At 46.1% G+C, this 16,397-nt stretch carries 14 protein-coding genes and 1 pseudogene; 6 read left to right on the plus strand and 9 right to left on the minus strand.

The features are described 5' to 3' along the window. Both PMG25_RS22935 and PMG25_RS22940 read left to right on the plus strand, forming a co-directional pair. Positions 1–286, plus strand: a pseudogene (locus PMG25_RS22935) (hypothetical protein); the annotation flags it as partial. Positions 287–367: 81 nt separating this feature from the next. Continuing rightward, entirely contained in the window at positions 368–1,720 is a 1,353-nt protein-coding gene (locus tag PMG25_RS22940; protein ID WP_283769229.1) for an aminopeptidase P family protein, read from the plus strand. 208 nt (positions 1,721–1,928) lie between these two features. On the opposite strand, the gene PMG25_RS22945 is transcribed toward PMG25_RS22940, so the two are convergent. Then, positions 1,929–2,345, minus strand: coding sequence for a bacteriohemerythrin (locus tag PMG25_RS22945; RefSeq protein ID WP_283769230.1), 417 nt, complete (start codon positions 2,343–2,345; stop codon positions 1,929–1,931). Between the two features lie 221 nt (positions 2,346–2,566). Between PMG25_RS22945 and mrdA the strand changes: the two genes are divergently transcribed. Continuing rightward, positions 2,567–4,324, plus strand: coding sequence for a penicillin-binding protein 2 (mrdA, locus tag PMG25_RS22950; protein WP_283769231.1), 1,758 nt, complete (start codon positions 2,567–2,569; stop codon positions 4,322–4,324). Positions 4,325–4,373: 49 nt separating this feature from the next. Continuing rightward, positions 4,374–4,961: a rhomboid family intramembrane serine protease gene (locus PMG25_RS22955; RefSeq protein WP_283755384.1), complete on the plus strand. Its 588-nt coding sequence runs from the start codon at positions 4,374–4,376 to the stop codon at positions 4,959–4,961. Positions 4,962–4,993: 32 nt separating this feature from the next. On the opposite strand, the gene PMG25_RS22960 is transcribed toward PMG25_RS22955, so the two are convergent. Further along, positions 4,994–7,858, minus strand: a complete 2,865-nt coding sequence (locus PMG25_RS22960) for a sensor domain-containing protein (RefSeq protein WP_283769232.1) — start codon at positions 7,856–7,858, stop codon at positions 4,994–4,996. Between the two features lie 269 nt (positions 7,859–8,127). Further along, positions 8,128–8,403 carry a DUF3493 domain-containing protein gene (locus tag PMG25_RS22965; protein WP_283769233.1) on the minus strand — a complete coding sequence of 92 codons (276 nt, stop codon included), beginning with the start codon at positions 8,401–8,403 and terminating at the stop codon, positions 8,128–8,130. A gap of 99 nt (positions 8,404–8,502) precedes the next feature. Here PMG25_RS22965 and rnhA point away from each other — a divergent pair, with 99 nt between their 5' ends. Further along, positions 8,503–9,363: a ribonuclease HI gene (gene rnhA, locus PMG25_RS22970; RefSeq protein ID WP_283769234.1), complete on the plus strand. Its 861-nt coding sequence runs from the start codon at positions 8,503–8,505 to the stop codon at positions 9,361–9,363. Between the two features lie 80 nt (positions 9,364–9,443). Here rnhA and PMG25_RS22975 read toward each other — a convergent pair whose 3' ends face one another. Further along, positions 9,444–9,710: a hypothetical protein gene (locus tag PMG25_RS22975; RefSeq protein ID WP_283769235.1), complete on the minus strand. Its 267-nt coding sequence runs from the start codon at positions 9,708–9,710 to the stop codon at positions 9,444–9,446. A gap of 104 nt (positions 9,711–9,814) precedes the next feature. Between PMG25_RS22975 and PMG25_RS22980 the strand changes: the two genes are divergently transcribed. Then, the gene (locus PMG25_RS22980; protein ID WP_283769236.1) at positions 9,815–10,744 is read left to right on the plus strand and encodes a DHH family phosphoesterase; all 930 of its coding nucleotides are present in this window, start codon (positions 9,815–9,817) and stop codon (positions 10,742–10,744) included. A 241-nt stretch (positions 10,745–10,985) separates the two neighbouring features. Here PMG25_RS22980 and PMG25_RS22985 read toward each other — a convergent pair whose 3' ends face one another. The 5 genes from PMG25_RS22985 to PMG25_RS23005 form a co-directional block, all read right to left on the minus strand. After that, positions 10,986–12,848, minus strand: a complete 1,863-nt coding sequence (locus PMG25_RS22985) for a CHAT domain-containing tetratricopeptide repeat protein (protein ID WP_283769237.1) — start codon at positions 12,846–12,848, stop codon at positions 10,986–10,988. Positions 12,849–12,885: 37 nt separating this feature from the next. After that, a complete protein-coding gene (locus tag PMG25_RS22990) occupies positions 12,886–13,806 on the minus strand; it encodes a DUF1822 family protein (protein WP_283769238.1) in 921 nt (306 codons plus the stop codon). A 26-nt stretch (positions 13,807–13,832) separates the two neighbouring features. Next, entirely contained in the window at positions 13,833–14,504 is a 672-nt protein-coding gene (locus tag PMG25_RS22995) for a sigma-70 RNA polymerase sigma factor region 4 domain-containing protein (RefSeq protein WP_283769239.1), read from the minus strand. A gap of 295 nt (positions 14,505–14,799) precedes the next feature. Then, on the minus strand, positions 14,800–15,939 hold the full coding sequence (nagA, locus tag PMG25_RS23000; RefSeq protein ID WP_283769240.1) for an N-acetylglucosamine-6-phosphate deacetylase: 1,140 nt from the start codon (positions 15,937–15,939) through the stop codon (positions 14,800–14,802). Between the two features lie 282 nt (positions 15,940–16,221). Beyond that, positions 16,222–16,350 carry a hypothetical protein gene (locus tag PMG25_RS23005; protein ID WP_283769241.1) on the minus strand — a complete coding sequence of 43 codons (129 nt, stop codon included), beginning with the start codon at positions 16,348–16,350 and terminating at the stop codon, positions 16,222–16,224. Positions 16,351–16,397 lie beyond the last annotated feature (47 nt).

The raw sequence follows: 16,397 nt of genomic DNA on the forward strand, positions 1-16,397 counted from the left end.
AGAGGGACTTTCACCCCCTTCTCCTATGGGAGAAGGGGGCAGGGGGATGAGGGGCAACCGAGAGCTTGCCCTCTCCCTCTATCCCTCTCCCACGGGAGAGGGACTTTCACCTCCTTCTCCTGCGGGAGAAGGGGGCAGGGGGATGAGGGGCAACCGAGAGCTTGCCCTCTCCCTCTATCCCTCTCCCACGGGAGAGGGACTTTCACCTCCTTCTCCCTTCGACTTCGCTCAGGACAGCGCCTGTGGGAGAAGGGGGCAGGGGGATGAGGGCGTAACCGTTGGATAAATAGGAAAATGTTATAGTTGGTCTTTAATTTTCCATTGCCCATTGTCTATTGTCCCTTGTCCCTTGTCTACTTGAAAGATTATGATTTTGGCTAATCTGGTGCGATCGCGCTGCTCTAATCTCTCTCAACACATCGATTTTCCGGTGATCTTGTGGTCGGGTGCGCCGAGTCCCCGCAATTTTCCGGCTAATATTTATCCGTTTCGCGCCAATAGTCATTTTCTCTATTTTGCCGGTCTCTCCATTCCCCGTGCTGCCATTCGTCTCTACCAGGGCAAGCTAGAATTATTTATGGACGATCCTGCCCCTGGTTCGGTCTTGTGGCATGGCCCGGAACCGACGGGCGCTCAATGGGCAGAACAAATCGGCGCGGATGCTCATTATCCCTGGTCTGCTTTGGCTCAGAGGGCGAAGGATGCAGCGACGCTACCGGTGCAGGATTGGGCAACTCGCCAGCAACAAGAGCAGATTTTAGGCCGTTCTCTGTCTCCTTTGGAGGGGGAAGATCTAGAGTTGGCGAGGGCGGTGGTTGAGTTGCGTTTGTGCCAGGATGAAGGGGCGTTATCGGAAATTCGGCAAGCGGTGCAGGTGAGTGTAGAGGCGCATTTAGCGGGGATGCGGGGGACGGCTCAGGCGAAAACGGAGGCTCAGGTGCGATCGCTCATTGAAGGGGTATTTATTGCCCATGAAATGACCCCAGCTTACACGAGTATTGTCACCGTTCATGGGGAAATTCTACATCATGACCGCTCCCCCCATGCCTTGAAGTCTGGCGATTTATTGCTGGTGGATGCCGGAGCGGAAACCCTGGGAGGATGGGCTTCTGATATTACTCGCACTTGGCCGGTGAATGGCCGGTTTTCGCCGACGCAACGGGCGGTTTATGAGGTGGTTTTAGCCGCTCACGATCGCTGTATTGCCCAAGTTAAACCCGGTCGAGAATACGAGGAAATCCATCTAGAGGGCGCTTTGGCGATGGCAGAAGGTTTGGTTGATTTAGGCATTTTAACCGGCAATCCGGAAAGCCTAGTAGAACAGGATGCCCATGCCCTGTTTTTCCCCCATGGCATCGGTCATTTACTGGGCTTAGATGTCCATGATATGGAAGATTTGGGGGATTTAGCTGGTTATGCTCCAGGACGCAACAGGAGCGATCGCTTTGGCTTGCAGTTTTTGCGCTTAAATCGTCCTCTAAAATCGGGCATGGTGGTCACCATTGAACCCGGATTTTATCAAGTTCCCGCCATCTTAAACAATCCCCAATTTCGCGCCCAATATGATAGGGTCGTCAACTGGGAAAAACTCAGCCAATTTAGCGATGTACGGGGCATTCGCATCGAGGACGATGTACTGGTCACAGACCAGGGTTCCGAGGTGTTAACGGTGCAACTCCCCACCGCTCCAGACCAGATTGAACAGGCGATTGTTGAGTAATGAGTAAATAAGTCATATCAAGTCCGGTTTCCGCAAGCGGACATGAAAATTTGTTAAGAAGCGGGCAAGATGCCCGCACTCCTCGAATTCTTTGATATGACTGGAGTGGGAGCATCTTGCTCCCTGGATTTTTAATTAGGGTATTTCCGCTTCGCGGACATGAATAAGCGAACTTGATGTCATCTCCCCATCCTCACTATTTCCCCAACTAACTAACCATGCGCTTATTTTGCTTGACCAAAGGTTCCAATTGTTTATCAATTCTACGAATATGATTAACAAACCAATCGAGTAAATTTTTCTGTACTTTATTGGCAACTATATCGAGATTTTGATGAGTGTCAATTTCTCCTTTGATTTGCGTCAACATCTGCACAAAATTCTGATGAGCCTTTTGATTATCACAAGCCACCGGACACTGATGATTATTCATGCATCCTTCTTCATAGCGAAAATGAACCGCAACATAACCATCCAACATTTTTAAGATACTTTTGATTTCCCGGTCAGATTTTTTCGTCTTCAATCCTTCTAGCAACCGATCCATTTCATCGAGCAACTGTTGATGTTGAAGATCGAGTAAGGGAATGCCAATTTTCAACGAATCTATCCAAGTTCGTGGCATTATTGACCTCTTTAGGTTTAAATAGTAAAAGAATTGAACGCGATTCTAGCATGACTTACCGGAAGGAAAGTTGATCTAATCATAAAGATTTTCTAGGTCTATTGATTGTATAGTATAGAAAAAGACATTTATTTTTTCCGAAACCGTAATTAATCCGGATGAGTCTAGGGTGCAGTCGAAAACAAGCCAATAACTCGAAGAAACAGCAACAGGGAACTTATATGACTTCCATCTCTTCCTGGTTTGCCGAAAGCACACCCGCAAAAATTGCTCGTAAACGGTTACCTCAAACCTTAACGTTTATTCTGATTTTTACTACCATTTTCATAGGATATACTTACCAATTAGTAGAATTACAAATTATTCACGGAACAGAAAATCGAGAACGAGCGGAAAGTAATCGCATTCGCCAAGTTCCTGTGCCTTCAGACCGGGGCAATATTTTCGATCGCCACGGCAACATTCTAGTCTCTAACCGTCTCTCGCGATCGGTGTACCTTTGGCCCAAGGAGCGATCGCCCCAACAATGGCAAATCCAAGCGCAAAACTTGGCCACTGTCCTCGATATCCCCGAACAGGAAATTATCGAAAAACTCGAAGCCGATGACTATCAGTCGCGCTTACCGATTCGCATTTACCGCAATTTGAGCTTAGAGAAATTTACCGCTCTGTCTGAATTAAACTTGTTGGGAGTCGAAATTCGCTCTGAATCTAATCGTCTCTATCCCTATGGAACCCTAGCCAGCCATGTCATCGGTTATGTGGGAGAAGCCACCCGCGAGGAACTCGAAGCTCATCCCGATTATCCCATGGGCATGATTGTCGGACAAATGGGCATAGAACGGTTAGCCAATGAGCAGCTCAAGGGAGAATGGGGAGGCCGGTTAGTAGAGGTGAATGCCAAAGGGGAAGAGTTGCAAGAATTAGGCTTAGATGAGCCTCGCTCTGGGGACTCGGTGCAGCTCACCCTAGATTTAGAGTTACAAAAAGCGGCCGAGCAAGCGTTAGGAAATCGTCGCGGTGGGGTGGTTGCGCTGGATGTGAAAACGGGGGGAGTCCTAGCGATGGCAAGCGGGCCGACGTTTAACCCACAAATTTTCACCCGTCGCGTCACCAGTCAGGAGTGGGAAGAGCTACAAGGGGAAGATGAACCGTTTTTAAATCGCGCTCTTCAGGGTTATCCCCCAGGGAGTACGTTTAAGATCGTCACCGCAGCAGCAGGGATGGAGTCGGGCAAGTTTAGCCCCCATTCTACTCTGATGACTTCGGCCTATATTACTGTGGGGGGCATTCAGTTCCACGAACATAGTGGCGGTTATGGGGTGATTGGTTTTCGGGATGCTCTGGCTTACAGCAGTAATACGTTTTTCTATCAGATGGGGATGGAAGCGGGAGTGGAGGCGATCGCCGAATGGGCCCAAAATATGGGTATTGGCCCAACTACAGATTTAAGTTTACTGGGTTTAAACGGAGGACGCAATGGTTCGGTTCCGACTCCTGAACAAAAGCAAGAACTCTATGGTGAGCCTTGGTATAGTGGCGATACGGTGAGTATGTCCATTGGTCAGGGGTTGGTTTTGGCTTCTCCCTTGGAGTTGGCGGTGATGGTGAGCAGTATTGCCAATGGGGGAATGCGGGTTAAACCCCATTTATTAGCGTCCCAAACCGATACCGAAAAGATGCAACCGGAACCCACAGGCTTATCTCCTGACACCGTAGCAGCCATTCGCGAGGGTTTGGTGGCGGTGGTGCAAAAGGGGACGGGACGAGGAATGAATGATGGCACGATTCCCCTGACAGCCGGAAAAACGGGAACTTCGGAAGTTTTGGGACAAAAATCCCATGCGGTGTATGTGGGATATGGGCCGGTGAGTGACCCCCAAGTGGCGATCGCCGTTGTGGTAGAAAATGGCGGTTACGGTGGAGCGACCGCTCTACCGGTGGCTCAAGCTATTTTTAAAGCTTATTTCCGCCAGTAGACCCTGAGAAATTGCTAACCTGGAGAAGATATCCTCTGAGTCACGAAAGATGAGTAGTCAGGAAGGAAAGGCGATCGTTAATGAGCTAAAAACCCAGATCCTAATCTTGGCTGGGTTTGTGATCACCTTCTGGGTGGTCGAAATTGTAGATCTAATCGTTTATCAAGGACAACTGGATCAATATGGCATTCTTCCCCGCCATATTATCGGTTTGCGCGGCATCCTCTGGTCTCCGTTCTTGCATGGTAATCTTGCCCATTTAATCGCCAATACCGGCCCATTTCTGATTTTGGGATGGTTGGTGATGGTGCAAGAAACCACAGATTTCTTTTGGGTCACCGCCATTACCATGTTAGTAGCGGGGGGTGGCGTATGGCTATTTGGGGCCCCAGCCTTTCATATTGGCGCGAGTAGTTTAATTTTTGGTTATTTGGGGTTTTTACTCTTTCGAGGCTTGTTTGAGCGCAATTTAGGCTCGATCGCCCTTTCCCTAGTTGTCGGTTTCATTTATGGCGGTCTCATCTGGGGGGTACTTCCCGGACAACCCGGCATTTCCTGGGAAGGTCACCTCTTTGGACTCATTGGAGGTGTTCTCGCTGCTCGCTTTTTAGCCAACCGGAAACGGACACAGGGGTAATCGTTCAGCAATTGTTCATTGTTCATTGTTCATTATCCCCTGAGATAGTCTCGAAAGGCTTGCGCGGTTAAGGGTTTGCTGAAATAATAGCCTTGACCGTAGTCACAGCCTAGGCTTTGCAAAAATGCTTGCTGCTCGGCGGTTTCGATTCCTTCGGCGATCGATTTTAAGCCCAGGGACTGAGCCATTCCCACAATTGTTTTTACTAGGGAGACGGCTTCTGGATCTTCAGGAATTTCGGAAATAAAAGAGCGGTCAATCTTTAAGACTTGGAAGGGATAGCGCTTGAGAGTGCTGAGAGAAGAGTATCCAGTGCCAAAATCATCAATGGCTAACCGAATCTGGCGATCGTGTAATGCTTGGATTAATTCTTTCGCATTGGGAATATCTTCCATCAACAGCCGTTCGGTAATTTCCAGTTCTAAACACTGGGTGCTAATCTGATAGCGTTGAACAGTTGCCAAAATCTCCTTGATAAAATTCGATTCTCGAAATTCACGGGGAGATAAATTAACGGCAACCCAGAGGGGAGAATCATGTAAATTTTTCCATTGAGCCGCTTCTGCACAAGCTCGATCTAGGGCCCAGGCTCCCAATTCTACAATTAATCCCGTTTCTTCAGCAATGGGAATAAATCGATCGGGCCTAACTTGACCGAGTTCTGAATTAGACCATCGCATTAACGCTTCTGCGCCTACAACAGATCCTGATTTGAGGTCAATAAAGGGTTGATAGACCATATACAGTTCATTGTGGGAAATGGCATGACGCAGGTGTTTTTCGACTAAATTTCGAGTCTGAACTTGCTGATTAATTTGAGAGGTAAAAAACTTAAAGGTATTGCGCCCTTCATTTTTAGCTTTATACATGGCAGAATCAGCATTTTTCATCAGCATTACTGCATCGAATCCATCTTCCGGATATAGGGCAATGCCAATACTGACCGAAATGAAAATTTCTTCTCTTTGGATATGAAAAGGAGTTTTAAAAACTTGTAGAATATTATGGGCAATATTTTCTGGATCGTAGAGGGATTGAAGATGAGGCAGAAGAATCAAGAATTCATCACCGCCTAATCGGGCTAAGGTATCGCTTTTTTGGATACACAGGAGTAATCTTTGGGCTACTTCTTGTAGCAGTTCATCACCGAGTTCATGGCCTAAACTTTCATTGATTTGCTTAAAGTGATCGAGATCCAATAGCAAAATCGCGACCTGATTTTTTTTCTCCTCGGCTTGGGTAATAGCCTGCTGGAGGCGATCGCGAGCTAAGATCCGATTGGGTAAGGCTGTTAAGGTATCATAATTAGCTTGATATTCTAAGAGCGCCTCATTTTGCTTGCGTTGGGTAATATCTTCTTTAACGGCAACAAAATGGGTGATTTCTCCTTCTAGATTTCTGATGGGGGAAATCGAAGCATATTCCCAAAAGATATGGCCATTCTTACGTTTATTCTTAAATTCTCCATACCATTCTTTCCCGGATGCGATCGTCTCCCACATGGTTTTATATTCTTGATCGCCGGTATGACCGGATTTCAAAATTCGGGGATTTTTTCCTTTAACTTCTTCGGCACTATAACCCGTCACTTTTTCAAATTTAGGATTGACATATTCGATATTTCCCTGAGCATCGGTAATGACAATAGACGCAGGACTTTGTTCAGAAGCTTGATAGAGAATTTGTAATTTTTCCTGGGCTTGTTTGAGGCTGGTAATATCAATCAGGGAGACTAGATGGGCCATTTCTTTTTCCCAAGGAATTTCTACGGCTCTCACTTGCAAGATCACGGGGACTTGTCCCCATTTTTCTAAGACAATTTCTGTGGTTTTTCCAGAGGTATCTACAGCAAAGTAAGTGCCAATTAAATCTTCTTTTTTCTGGTTTAATAAATTCTCGGCTACAGGATTGGCAAAAACAATTTGACTGTTTTGGTTTAAGATCACTAAGCCATGAATATGGGTGGTAATGATATTTTTGAGTCGCTGTTCGCTTTGACGCAGGTCTTGATCGGCTTGATAGCGATCGCTAATATCAGTATACACGGCAATTGTGCCGGTAAATTTGCCACTGACATCTAACATGCGCTTAAATTTGACTTCAAACCAGCGTTGACCGGTCTGAGTCCAGAGTTGAGCTTCATAGCGCTGTTCTGATTCCTCGGAGTTGATAAAATTGAGTACCTGTTGATTGAGCCAAGGCAGTTCGAGTTCAATCGGTTCTGGACTATAATAGAGGGAACCCGGAACCGTCATTTCTGTAAAAGTCCGAGCAGCAGATGCATTTAAGTTAACAATTTCATTTTTCTTGTTAAGTAGGAACACTGAATCGCCGAGGCTTTCAAATAAAGTTAAGTATTTATTCTTGATATTTGCCAAATTGCGATTTTCTGCTTGTAATTCTCGGATAGCTTGATTGGTATTTTGACTCACCCATTCTCCACAAAACCCTAGCTCAATTCGGTCAAAAAATCGATGGATAAATAATCGATATTGCTGACATTTTTCCGGAGTAAATTGTCCTAGTTCAAGTAAATCGAGATAGGCTTGTCGATAATACTTAAATAATCCCAAAAAGAGTTCGATGGTAATTCCCCGACTGCGATGGCGTTGCGCCTCAAGAATGCCAAACTCAGTCCCGATATCCAGAGTTTTGGGGGGATGGGGCGTTAATTCTTGAATTCCACGATTTTCGGCGATCGCCTCCATTAAAGGCGTGGATAACCCACAAATTGAAACGCGCCAAGCTTCTGCTAATGTTGAGGTATAAACTGCATATCCCTGTTGCTTGGCATAGTACAAGATTTGATTCATTAACCACTCTTCATGACTGGCAATTAAATCAGATAAAGGTTGAAAAGGATTCTCCGAAGAATTATATGGGTCTGCATTAGTCATAGATTATTGTAGGGAAATTAATCTTTTTGCCTCAACTCCATCAGTCCAGGGAGGAACTTCATGTTTTTAACCTCCCGATGATACTGTCTTTAACTATTCTAAGTCGAATCCCAGGACAATGGTTGACTTTTGTTTCAGTTTGTTACACTGAACGCCAAGAGTAACTCATACACAACGAGCTATATTAAGAAAATTGTTTTCAGGTCTGAATCTATGACCGGTTGGGTCTGGCATCCACTGGTAGCGTTAAAAATTTTTCAGGCGATGATCTATTGGCGGTTTTCTAGGCGAAAAAGCAACACCATAAGGGCAATTACACCAAGCTGTACGGCTAAGTTGCCTAAATTGGTGGTTATCTGATCTCCGGAAGCGAGTTTAGCCAAGAAAATAAAGGCTCCGATTAAACCGGAGGTGGCAAAGGTAGCGTAAATAAATTGACGTAATCCCCGATAGGGTGCTTTAGCTTCTGCTTTGAGGCGAGCATATTTTTCTGGACTGAGGGAGGATTTGCGCCCAGGTTTGGAGCGCGGAGGATCGGAAGGCATAGGTTGATCAAGTCAGGCATATGGGAACATTTTACCATAGAGAAGGCTTAAGATTAGAAGAAATAGGGGTTATAGTATAAGGTTTAGGTTTAAATTGAAATGTTTGTGCAGTTAATGGAATCTGAACGTAAGGTTAAAAGCGTCTACACTGATGGAGCATGTTTAGGAAATCCTGGCCCAGGGGGATGGGCTGTAGTGGTCAATTTTACAGATGGCTCCGTTTATGAGATGGGAGGATCGGAGGGGGAAACAACGAATAACCGCATGGAGTTACAGGGAGCGATCGCCGGGTTAAGGTTGGTGGTGGCTTCGGGGCAAACAGAAGCGGTAACGGTGTTTACGGATAGTGACTATGTGCGTAAGGGGATTACCCAATGGATTCGAGGCTGGAAAAATAAGGGCTGGAAAACCTCTCAGGGAAAGCCGGTACAAAATCAGGATTTGTGGGAAAGTTTAGACCAATTGAATTCTAAGATGGTAACTTGGCAATATGTGCCTGCCCATACGGGCGATCGCGATAATGAACGCTGTGATGCGATCGCCAAAGCCTTCGCCAGTGGGCGCTCTCCTGACCTAAAACAAGCTTTAGAAACTCAAAAGGGATCGAGTGTTTCCCCCCTAAACGGACAGAACGCGCTACAATCCACGGATGTTGCTTTAAACAGTGGCATGACAGATGTAAGTGCTTCTTCTAATCCCCTTTCCTCCGACAATGCGGAGAATTTACCCCGTGATGTACGGGTTGGACAACTGCGAAACCTGATCGAAACCTTACGCATTGCTGACGAAATTGCCAGTCATGCTTATTTAATTACTAGCTCAGAGTTGGCAGATTTAATGGATGTCAATGCGAGTGCGGTTACCAGTCGCGGCGATCACTGGGTTTGGCGAAACTGGGTGGTTTCCAGGGTTCGGCGAGAGGGGAATCAAATCCTATGGCAACTTGAGAGAGTTGATTAGGGTGTAATGGGGTCAATTCAATTAATTAATAGACCTTATACACAATCTCAATTCCTGTAGGGGCAAACAGCCGTTCGCCCCTACATCGGGTTGGAGGATGGGTCATCCATGACTTCATAGCTTGTAACATCGATCGCATCAATCACGTCCGGGGGTTCAGCCGGGGTTGTCTCTGGTTTGCGGATGGATTTTTGAGTCCATTGGCGTACTTGCTCAAAATTCGAGGCAACTGCCAACAGTCCCCCCGCAACCAAAAACACAGGAAGGGGAACTGATAGCGCTTTGAGCTGTTGAAAGATTTGAGCTAACACTAATACAAGGACAAAACAGCTAATCCAGAGTCTCATGGGTTTCTCGTTTGGTTGAGCGTACAGCCATTGACTATACTATACTCGATAGTTATCCCAGAGTCCTGGCTGATTGCAGTTTGTCATTGAATAAGAGGTTGGTAATGGTTGATTCACAATACCGGTTAGTCACACGCAGTGATTTTGATGGGTTGGTTTGTGGGGTTCTCCTCAAAGAGCTGAATTTGATTGATGAGATTAAGTTTGTCCACCCTAAAGATATGCAGGATGGCAAAATCGAAATTAGCGATCGCGACATTACTACCAATTTACCCTATGTTCCAGGGGCGCACTTAGTCTTCGATCACCACTTGAGTGAAACCCTACGCATCGACTCTAAACCCGATAACTATATTATCGATCCTGATGCCCCCTCTGCTGCCAGAGTCGTCTACAACTATTATGGCGGAAAAGGTAAATTCCCCCAGATTTCCGAAGAGATGATGAGTGCTGTAGATAAAGCGGACTCTGCCCAATTTTCAGCCGAAGAAATTCTCAATCCGACTGATTGGGTACTCCTCAACTTTATCATGGATGCCCGAACTGGATTAGGCCGATTTAGGGAATTTAGAATCTCTAACTATCAATTGATGATGGAATTAATTGATTATTGTAAGGCCCACAGTATTGACGAAATTTTAGCCCTTCCTGATGTGCAAGAGCGAGTTAACCTCTATCAAGAACAGCAAGAACAATTTAAGCAGCAACTCCAGCGCTGTTCCCAGACCTATAATCATTTAGTGGTCATTGATCTGCGTAAAGAAGAAACGATTTATGCCGGAAATCGGTTTATGATTTATGCCCAGAATCCTGACTGTAATATTTCCATGCATATTATGTGGGGATTGAAACAGCAAAATACAGTCTTTGCTGTCGGTAAATCAATCCTCAATAAGACTTCGACTGTCAATATTGGCGAATTGATGCTGCAATACGGAGGAGGAGGCCATGCCAATGCTGGGACTTGCCAAATTGATAATGATAAAGCAGAGCAAATCAAAGCTGAATTGATCGATAAACTTCAGAATACTTAAGATTCTGGTCTATAGCAAACCTAAATGAGTTGTGTAATGGCTTCCCCTCATCCCCCTACCCCCTTCTCCCACGGGCGCTGCCCTGCTTGCCCTGAGCGTAGCCGAAGGGAGCGAAGTCGAAGGGAGAAGGGGGAAAAAGTCCCTCTCGGAGTGGGAGAGGGATTGAGGAAGAGGGCATTTCCCGTTGCACAACTCATTTAGACTAGCTATTCCCTATTCCCTATTCCCTATTCCCTATTCCCTATTCCCTATTCCCTAGCGCGTTCATGTCCGCGAAGCGGAAAGCGCTATATTCAAGAATGGCTATGGCTTCACCTAAACAATCATCTTGTTCTTTGGAGCGTTGAGTCAGTTTTTCTGTGGCATCTTTTTCAAGATCTTCTCTGGTTTTGCGCCAATAGTCTAGAGCTTTTTCTGGCTTGCCTTCTTGTTCCCAAACCTGAGCGAGTAAACAAGCTGCATGGGGGGCGGTCAGATCTTCACTGATAGATAGAGAAACTGCTTTTTCTAAGTCCTCTTTGGCTTCGATCCAGCGTCCTTGTACCATTCTTGCCCATCCCCGATTTTTCCAACAGGCTATTTCTATACCCGGATAATCTGGACGTTCGATACACTGATTACTTCGGTAGATGGCTTGATCGAGATTCCCCAGACGAATGTTGAGATAGGCGGCTTCTGCTTGAGCATCGGGATGTCCTTTATTGGCGGCTTTTTCGTACCAGAACAGACAGATGGTCTCTAATTCTCGTTTCTGTTTACAGACCCAGCCGCGATTATAGTAGGGTTGGGCAGTCCAGGGGGCGATCGCAATGGCTAAACTATTAAAAAACAAAGCTTGGGTAATTCTTCCTTCCTCATAGTGGGAACCACCCTGTTGATCAACGCGGTTAGATAGCTCTGGAGCCAGGGTTCCATACACGGGCAAAGTTACACTGAGTCCTAGAATCGTCAGAACCAGCTTCTTAATTTTCGATCGCCGAGAAACCCTTGTCCTAGGTGCTGAAACTGGGCTAAAAACGGGCGTTAGCTCTTGAGGTTGCGGCCAACTGGGAGGAGCGGCTGTAGGATGTTGGGTGACGATCGGTAACCAGGTGGCACAGGGAAATTGATCTTCCCAAGCTTGTAGTTTTTCCCGTGCTTGACGCACCGATAGATGGAAGGATTGACCACCAGAAAAGCTACGCAGGAAAGATTTGAGGAATTCTTGGGCAATGCGATCGGGGACTTTTTCCCGCATGACGATCGCGTGGGGAATGGCTAAGTCTTTGAGTTCCCGTGCTAGTCCTAAGCCATCGCAGGAGTTAAAAATGGCCACTTGTAGACCCTGTTGCGTGGCTTGACGCAAACCATACCAGAGTTCGGTCAGGGTCAGAGAATCTTGGGAATTAATATAAATCCGTCCCGTATCCCCTTCTGTTTTACTATGACCGGCAAAAAAGATAATATCCCAAGGGCCACTCCAGAGTCGATCGGTAATTTGCTCTCGTTGGGGTTCTACGAGAAAGGTGACCTGTGCGTAGGGCAAGCTTTCCAGGATTTGGCGATCGCCCTCCACATTAATCCCGTCACTGTTTCCCAAAATCGCCAGCACCCTCATCTGCTCTGGGGAGGAGTCGGGTTGTTGACAGGGTTCAAAGCAGACTTGACTTAAGGCTACTTCTGCCTGCTGATAGCGGTCAATTAAGTCCCACAAATGCCAGGGCAGTTGTTGCAATTCCGGAATTTCTGTGCGGATCAGAAACCGAATTTCATCGTCTCGGTGTAATTCTTCCCGCAACCGGCGATCGAGGTCTTGAAACGAGGGCGATCTGAGCCAAGTTTGGAAGTGCTGGCTCAGGTTCTCTGCTGCCTGACGACACTGTTCGCGGCGATCGCTAATGGAGCCATCGTAAACAATTTTACCCGGTTCGAGCCGCGAATTTCCATCTAATTGGTCATAACTCTCTTGCCACTGTTGCAGAGCCAAACATAGGTCAGGACATTGGGGTAACCGCCCCACCCGTTCGATCTGACGGGGTTCCCCTTCCTGACCCATTTCTAAGGTGACTCGGCATCCGGATACAGCCAAGTCACCTTCGAGCTTGAGTCCGACGAATTTTTTCATGGCGGATTCTAGATTAGGGATGATGAGGGTATGTTCATTAAATCACAAAAGATTCAATCATGCACATCTCACCCAAGGAAATTTGCACGCTAAAGGGTTCTCCGGTTTCTCCCTTAAATTCCATTTGAATGTTCTTGGTCTGAGTGGCGATCGCTTCCATAATGGAACGACCGGTATCATTCAAGATATTCACCTTCAGGTCATAGGGAAGATAGGTTTGTTCTCCCGTCGGATACAGCTCCACGGAAATCTGCATCTGTTGATTCAGGGGTTGAACACCCATCAGCAGGGTAAACTGATTGTTTTGGTGTTGAAACAGCTTACCGCGTTTAATCGCCTGGTTATTATTTTTTGAGCGAAAATTCAGCACCAGTTGCTGCTGCTCGACTCCCAAGATCTCATCTAGAGTGTTCCAACCTTCGGCAATCCGATTGGCGAGCCAATCACTGAGATGAATCGCAGCAGAGGGTACAGGGTGCAAAATGTCAAGCAGTTCTGTCGGCGATCGTAAGTCACTCAAAGGAATCCGCTCTGCTTCCACTCGCTCCACAAATCCGAGAATTTCCGCCTCCGTCAATTCCCGATTAAACCTCACCGCAACATAAGCAACACGATCCTCAAACACTTCAGGAGGAACCCTCATAAAATCCTCACCCGGTAGAACCGGACGACATTCAAGCTTACCTCGATTCGGTAACTCTAAATCCGCCACATCCAAGCAAGCCTGAAGCACCGGATCAAAGCTCTCGCACCCTTGCGTCTGCACTGCAAAAGCCAAGGATTTCAAATGAAATTTAACCGCTAACACCGACAGGGTGTTTAAATAAACTTGCTTGCGCTTTTGAGGACTCTTTTGGGCCTGCAAAAACTGTTCAGCTTGTTGATGGTCGCTAAAGCCTAGAGGAACTTTAGGACAGATACAATCGATAGAATCGAAAAATGAAGAAGGGATAGCCATAACAATAAACTCCAAGAAAAAAATGATTAAGTCGCTAAATCCTGTAACTGCTGTTTGCATTGAATGATTTTGCGCCGATAGAAACTCGACAAGGTAGGAACGCTAACACCGAGGGACGCAGAAATATCTTGCCAAGACTGACCATAGAGCCGCCTTAAAATCAAAATCCTCAGATTCGCCTTTGGATAACGTTTAACATGAATTTTGCTAAACTCATGTTCTGGATTTTCCTCTAATCGTTTAACGATCAGTTCTGTGGTAGATAATTTTTTTTCATCCTCATGAGGGTCAGGTTCATTTTCCTCCAAATCATCTAACGTCCATTGAGAAAACTGCGATCCATAGGGATGAGAGCGGCGAAATTCTTGAATAGCGCTAAACCAAAAGCGCTGTTTGAGCAAGAAGTTCACCCAAGCTAAAACTTTTGCGCGTTCGGGTTGATACTCATCGATATGTTCACACAGGTATAGCATTAAATTTTGTTGAGCTTCACCATAAATTTCTGCATGGGCCTGTCGATAATCAGCCGGCAGGTCATTAGGATGGGGACGGTAAAGCTCACCACAATTGAATAGTAAGCGGATGAGTTGATTCAGGGCCTGGTGATAATCGGGGGTTCCCCGTTCACACTCTTGGGCCCTGAGTACAAGTTGCCGCAGTTGTCGATCTAGGCGATCTAGGTTCTCGCTTGAGGTCATGTCATAGAGAGAAATTTCAGAGGGTGCTATAAATTAGTCAGTTTTTTATGGGCAATTTTATGCATTTTTGAGAAAATTGATACAAAAATTCACGTTTTGATAAATAAATATGACAAAATTGAAGAGTGTAAGCCTATACTCCTGATAAAAGTGATATAATAGTAAGTTTACTAACTCAATAAAGTTAGTCCCTGCTGCTATAGGGTAGATCGATGGCAGTTTTTCACTTGCCCCACCCCACGGAGAGCAGACTTCCTTCGATATAAACAGGGCCGCGATCGCGGACAGCCCTGTATCATGATTGAAATAACCGCTCCCAACTCAATCGCTGTTCTTCCTCATCCCAAGACCAACGCACTAAATCCGCAGGTTGATCGGCAGAAAGTCCAGGTATTTGCAAAGCTTTTCTAGGAATTTCTGTGGCTAAACCAATCGCTTCTCCCAACTCACAAATCCCCCAACGGACTAAATTTTCCACCCCAGAAAACAAGGGTAAAGTCGTGCCAGATAAAGTCCCATTGAGCAATCGTGCCGTTCCCTGTCTCACTTCAATTTGTCGATTATCCCAGGGATAAATGCCATCGGGTAAGCCTAAAGGCGAAAGAGCATCACTAACCAGAAACATATTCTTAGAATTCGCCCGCAATACAAGATCAATCATCGTCGGACACACATGAATCCCATCTGCAATCAACCCACAATACACCTGGGGATTCACCAAAGCAGCGCCCAATAAACCAGGGTCTCGATGGTGTAAACCGGGCATAGCATTAAAGGCGTGAGTCACCATAGTTGCGCCTTGTGCAAAGGCAAATTTGGCTTGCTCGCAAGTCGCTTGGGAATGACCGAGACTGACTGTAATTCCCAAGGAAGTTAAATAGGGAATTACCTCCCCCGTAGGATCGAGTTCTGGGGCAAGGGTGATGACTTTGACCACTGCTGCATAGTCTCCCAAGACCTGTTTCATCTTGTCTAGGGTTAAGGGAAGCAGATATTCTGATGGATGAGCGCCCCGTTTTTCTGGGTTTAAGCATGGCCCTTCTAAATGGATACCCAAGGGTTTAGCACTATTTTGGGGCGGTGAAAATTCCGTGAATATTTTTAAGGATCTGTGAATATTTTCAAGGGATGTGGTCACTAAGGTAGGCAAGAAAGAACTAACGCCTTGTTGCCAGAGAAATTGACAAATTTGAGTGAGCTTTTCCCGATCTGCGCGGGTGATTTCGGGAAAAGCTAATCCCAATGCGCCATTAATTTGTAGGTCGATTCCTGCCAAGGATATCCAGTCCCCTTGAACATCTAGGATGGGCCGATCTCCAGTTTGTTGGCCTTGGGTGGGTAAGATGGCTTGAATTTGGCCATCTCGGATGATTATATTCTGTTTGTCTTCATATCCAGGAAGGTGGGCGTTGATAATATCCAAATTAGAGTTCATGGTTCAGAGGGCTTTAGGCAATTGTAGACAATTTTAATTTTAGAATTCTGAGGCGAGGGTTAAGTTCTGCTCTATGAAAGTTGCTGCAATCAAAATATCAGGGAATTGGATGGGTGTCCCTTTGCGTCTCAAATTCCCATATAGCTAGTCGAAATCAGTTGTGCAACTGGAAATGCCCTCTCCCTATATCCCTCTCCCAAGGGAGAGGGACTTCTGCTCCCCTTCTCCCTTCGACTTCGCTCCCTTCGGCTACTGGGGGATGAGGGGCAGCCATTACATCACTCATTTAGGTTTGCTATAGATGGGAGATGCTGTTTTCAGGAAATGCTCTACAATGGGGCGGATTTGCTGTTTCAGGGTTTCCTGGGTTTGATGGTTGATGTCATTGTTATTGATGGCACTCTGAGTCATGATTTTCTCCTTCCTGGTGAGTGAATGGCAGCTACAGAGAGTATAAC

This window comes from Roseofilum capinflatum BLCC-M114 (assembly GCF_030068505.1).
Lineage (GTDB): Bacteria > Cyanobacteriota > Cyanobacteriia > Cyanobacteriales > Desertifilaceae > Roseofilum > Roseofilum capinflatum.

Coding starts and splice junctions, on each gene's coding strand:
- PMG25_RS22940 (WP_283769229.1), top strand. CDS start 368: ATGATTTTGGCTAATCTGGTGCGATCGCGCTGCTCTAATCTCTCTCAA.
- PMG25_RS22945 (WP_283769230.1), bottom strand. CDS start 2,345: ATGCCACGAACTTGGATAGATTCGTTGAAAATTGGCATTCCCTTACTC.
- mrdA (WP_283769231.1), top strand. CDS start 2,567: ATGACTTCCATCTCTTCCTGGTTTGCCGAAAGCACACCCGCAAAAATT.
- PMG25_RS22955 (WP_283755384.1), top strand. CDS start 4,374: ATGAGTAGTCAGGAAGGAAAGGCGATCGTTAATGAGCTAAAAACCCAG.
- PMG25_RS22960 (WP_283769232.1), bottom strand. CDS start 7,858: ATGACTAATGCAGACCCATATAATTCTTCGGAGAATCCTTTTCAACCT.
- PMG25_RS22965 (WP_283769233.1), bottom strand. CDS start 8,403: ATGCCTTCCGATCCTCCGCGCTCCAAACCTGGGCGCAAATCCTCCCTC.
- rnhA (WP_283769234.1), top strand. CDS start 8,503: ATGTTTGTGCAGTTAATGGAATCTGAACGTAAGGTTAAAAGCGTCTAC.
- PMG25_RS22975 (WP_283769235.1), bottom strand. CDS start 9,710: ATGAGACTCTGGATTAGCTGTTTTGTCCTTGTATTAGTGTTAGCTCAA.
- PMG25_RS22980 (WP_283769236.1), top strand. CDS start 9,815: ATGGTTGATTCACAATACCGGTTAGTCACACGCAGTGATTTTGATGGG.
- PMG25_RS22985 (WP_283769237.1), bottom strand. CDS start 12,848: ATGAAAAAATTCGTCGGACTCAAGCTCGAAGGTGACTTGGCTGTATCC.
- PMG25_RS22990 (WP_283769238.1), bottom strand. CDS start 13,806: ATGGCTATCCCTTCTTCATTTTTCGATTCTATCGATTGTATCTGTCCT.
- PMG25_RS22995 (WP_283769239.1), bottom strand. CDS start 14,504: ATGACCTCAAGCGAGAACCTAGATCGCCTAGATCGACAACTGCGGCAA.
- nagA (WP_283769240.1), bottom strand. CDS start 15,939: ATGAACTCTAATTTGGATATTATCAACGCCCACCTTCCTGGATATGAA.
- PMG25_RS23005 (WP_283769241.1), bottom strand. CDS start 16,350: ATGACTCAGAGTGCCATCAATAACAATGACATCAACCATCAAACCCAG.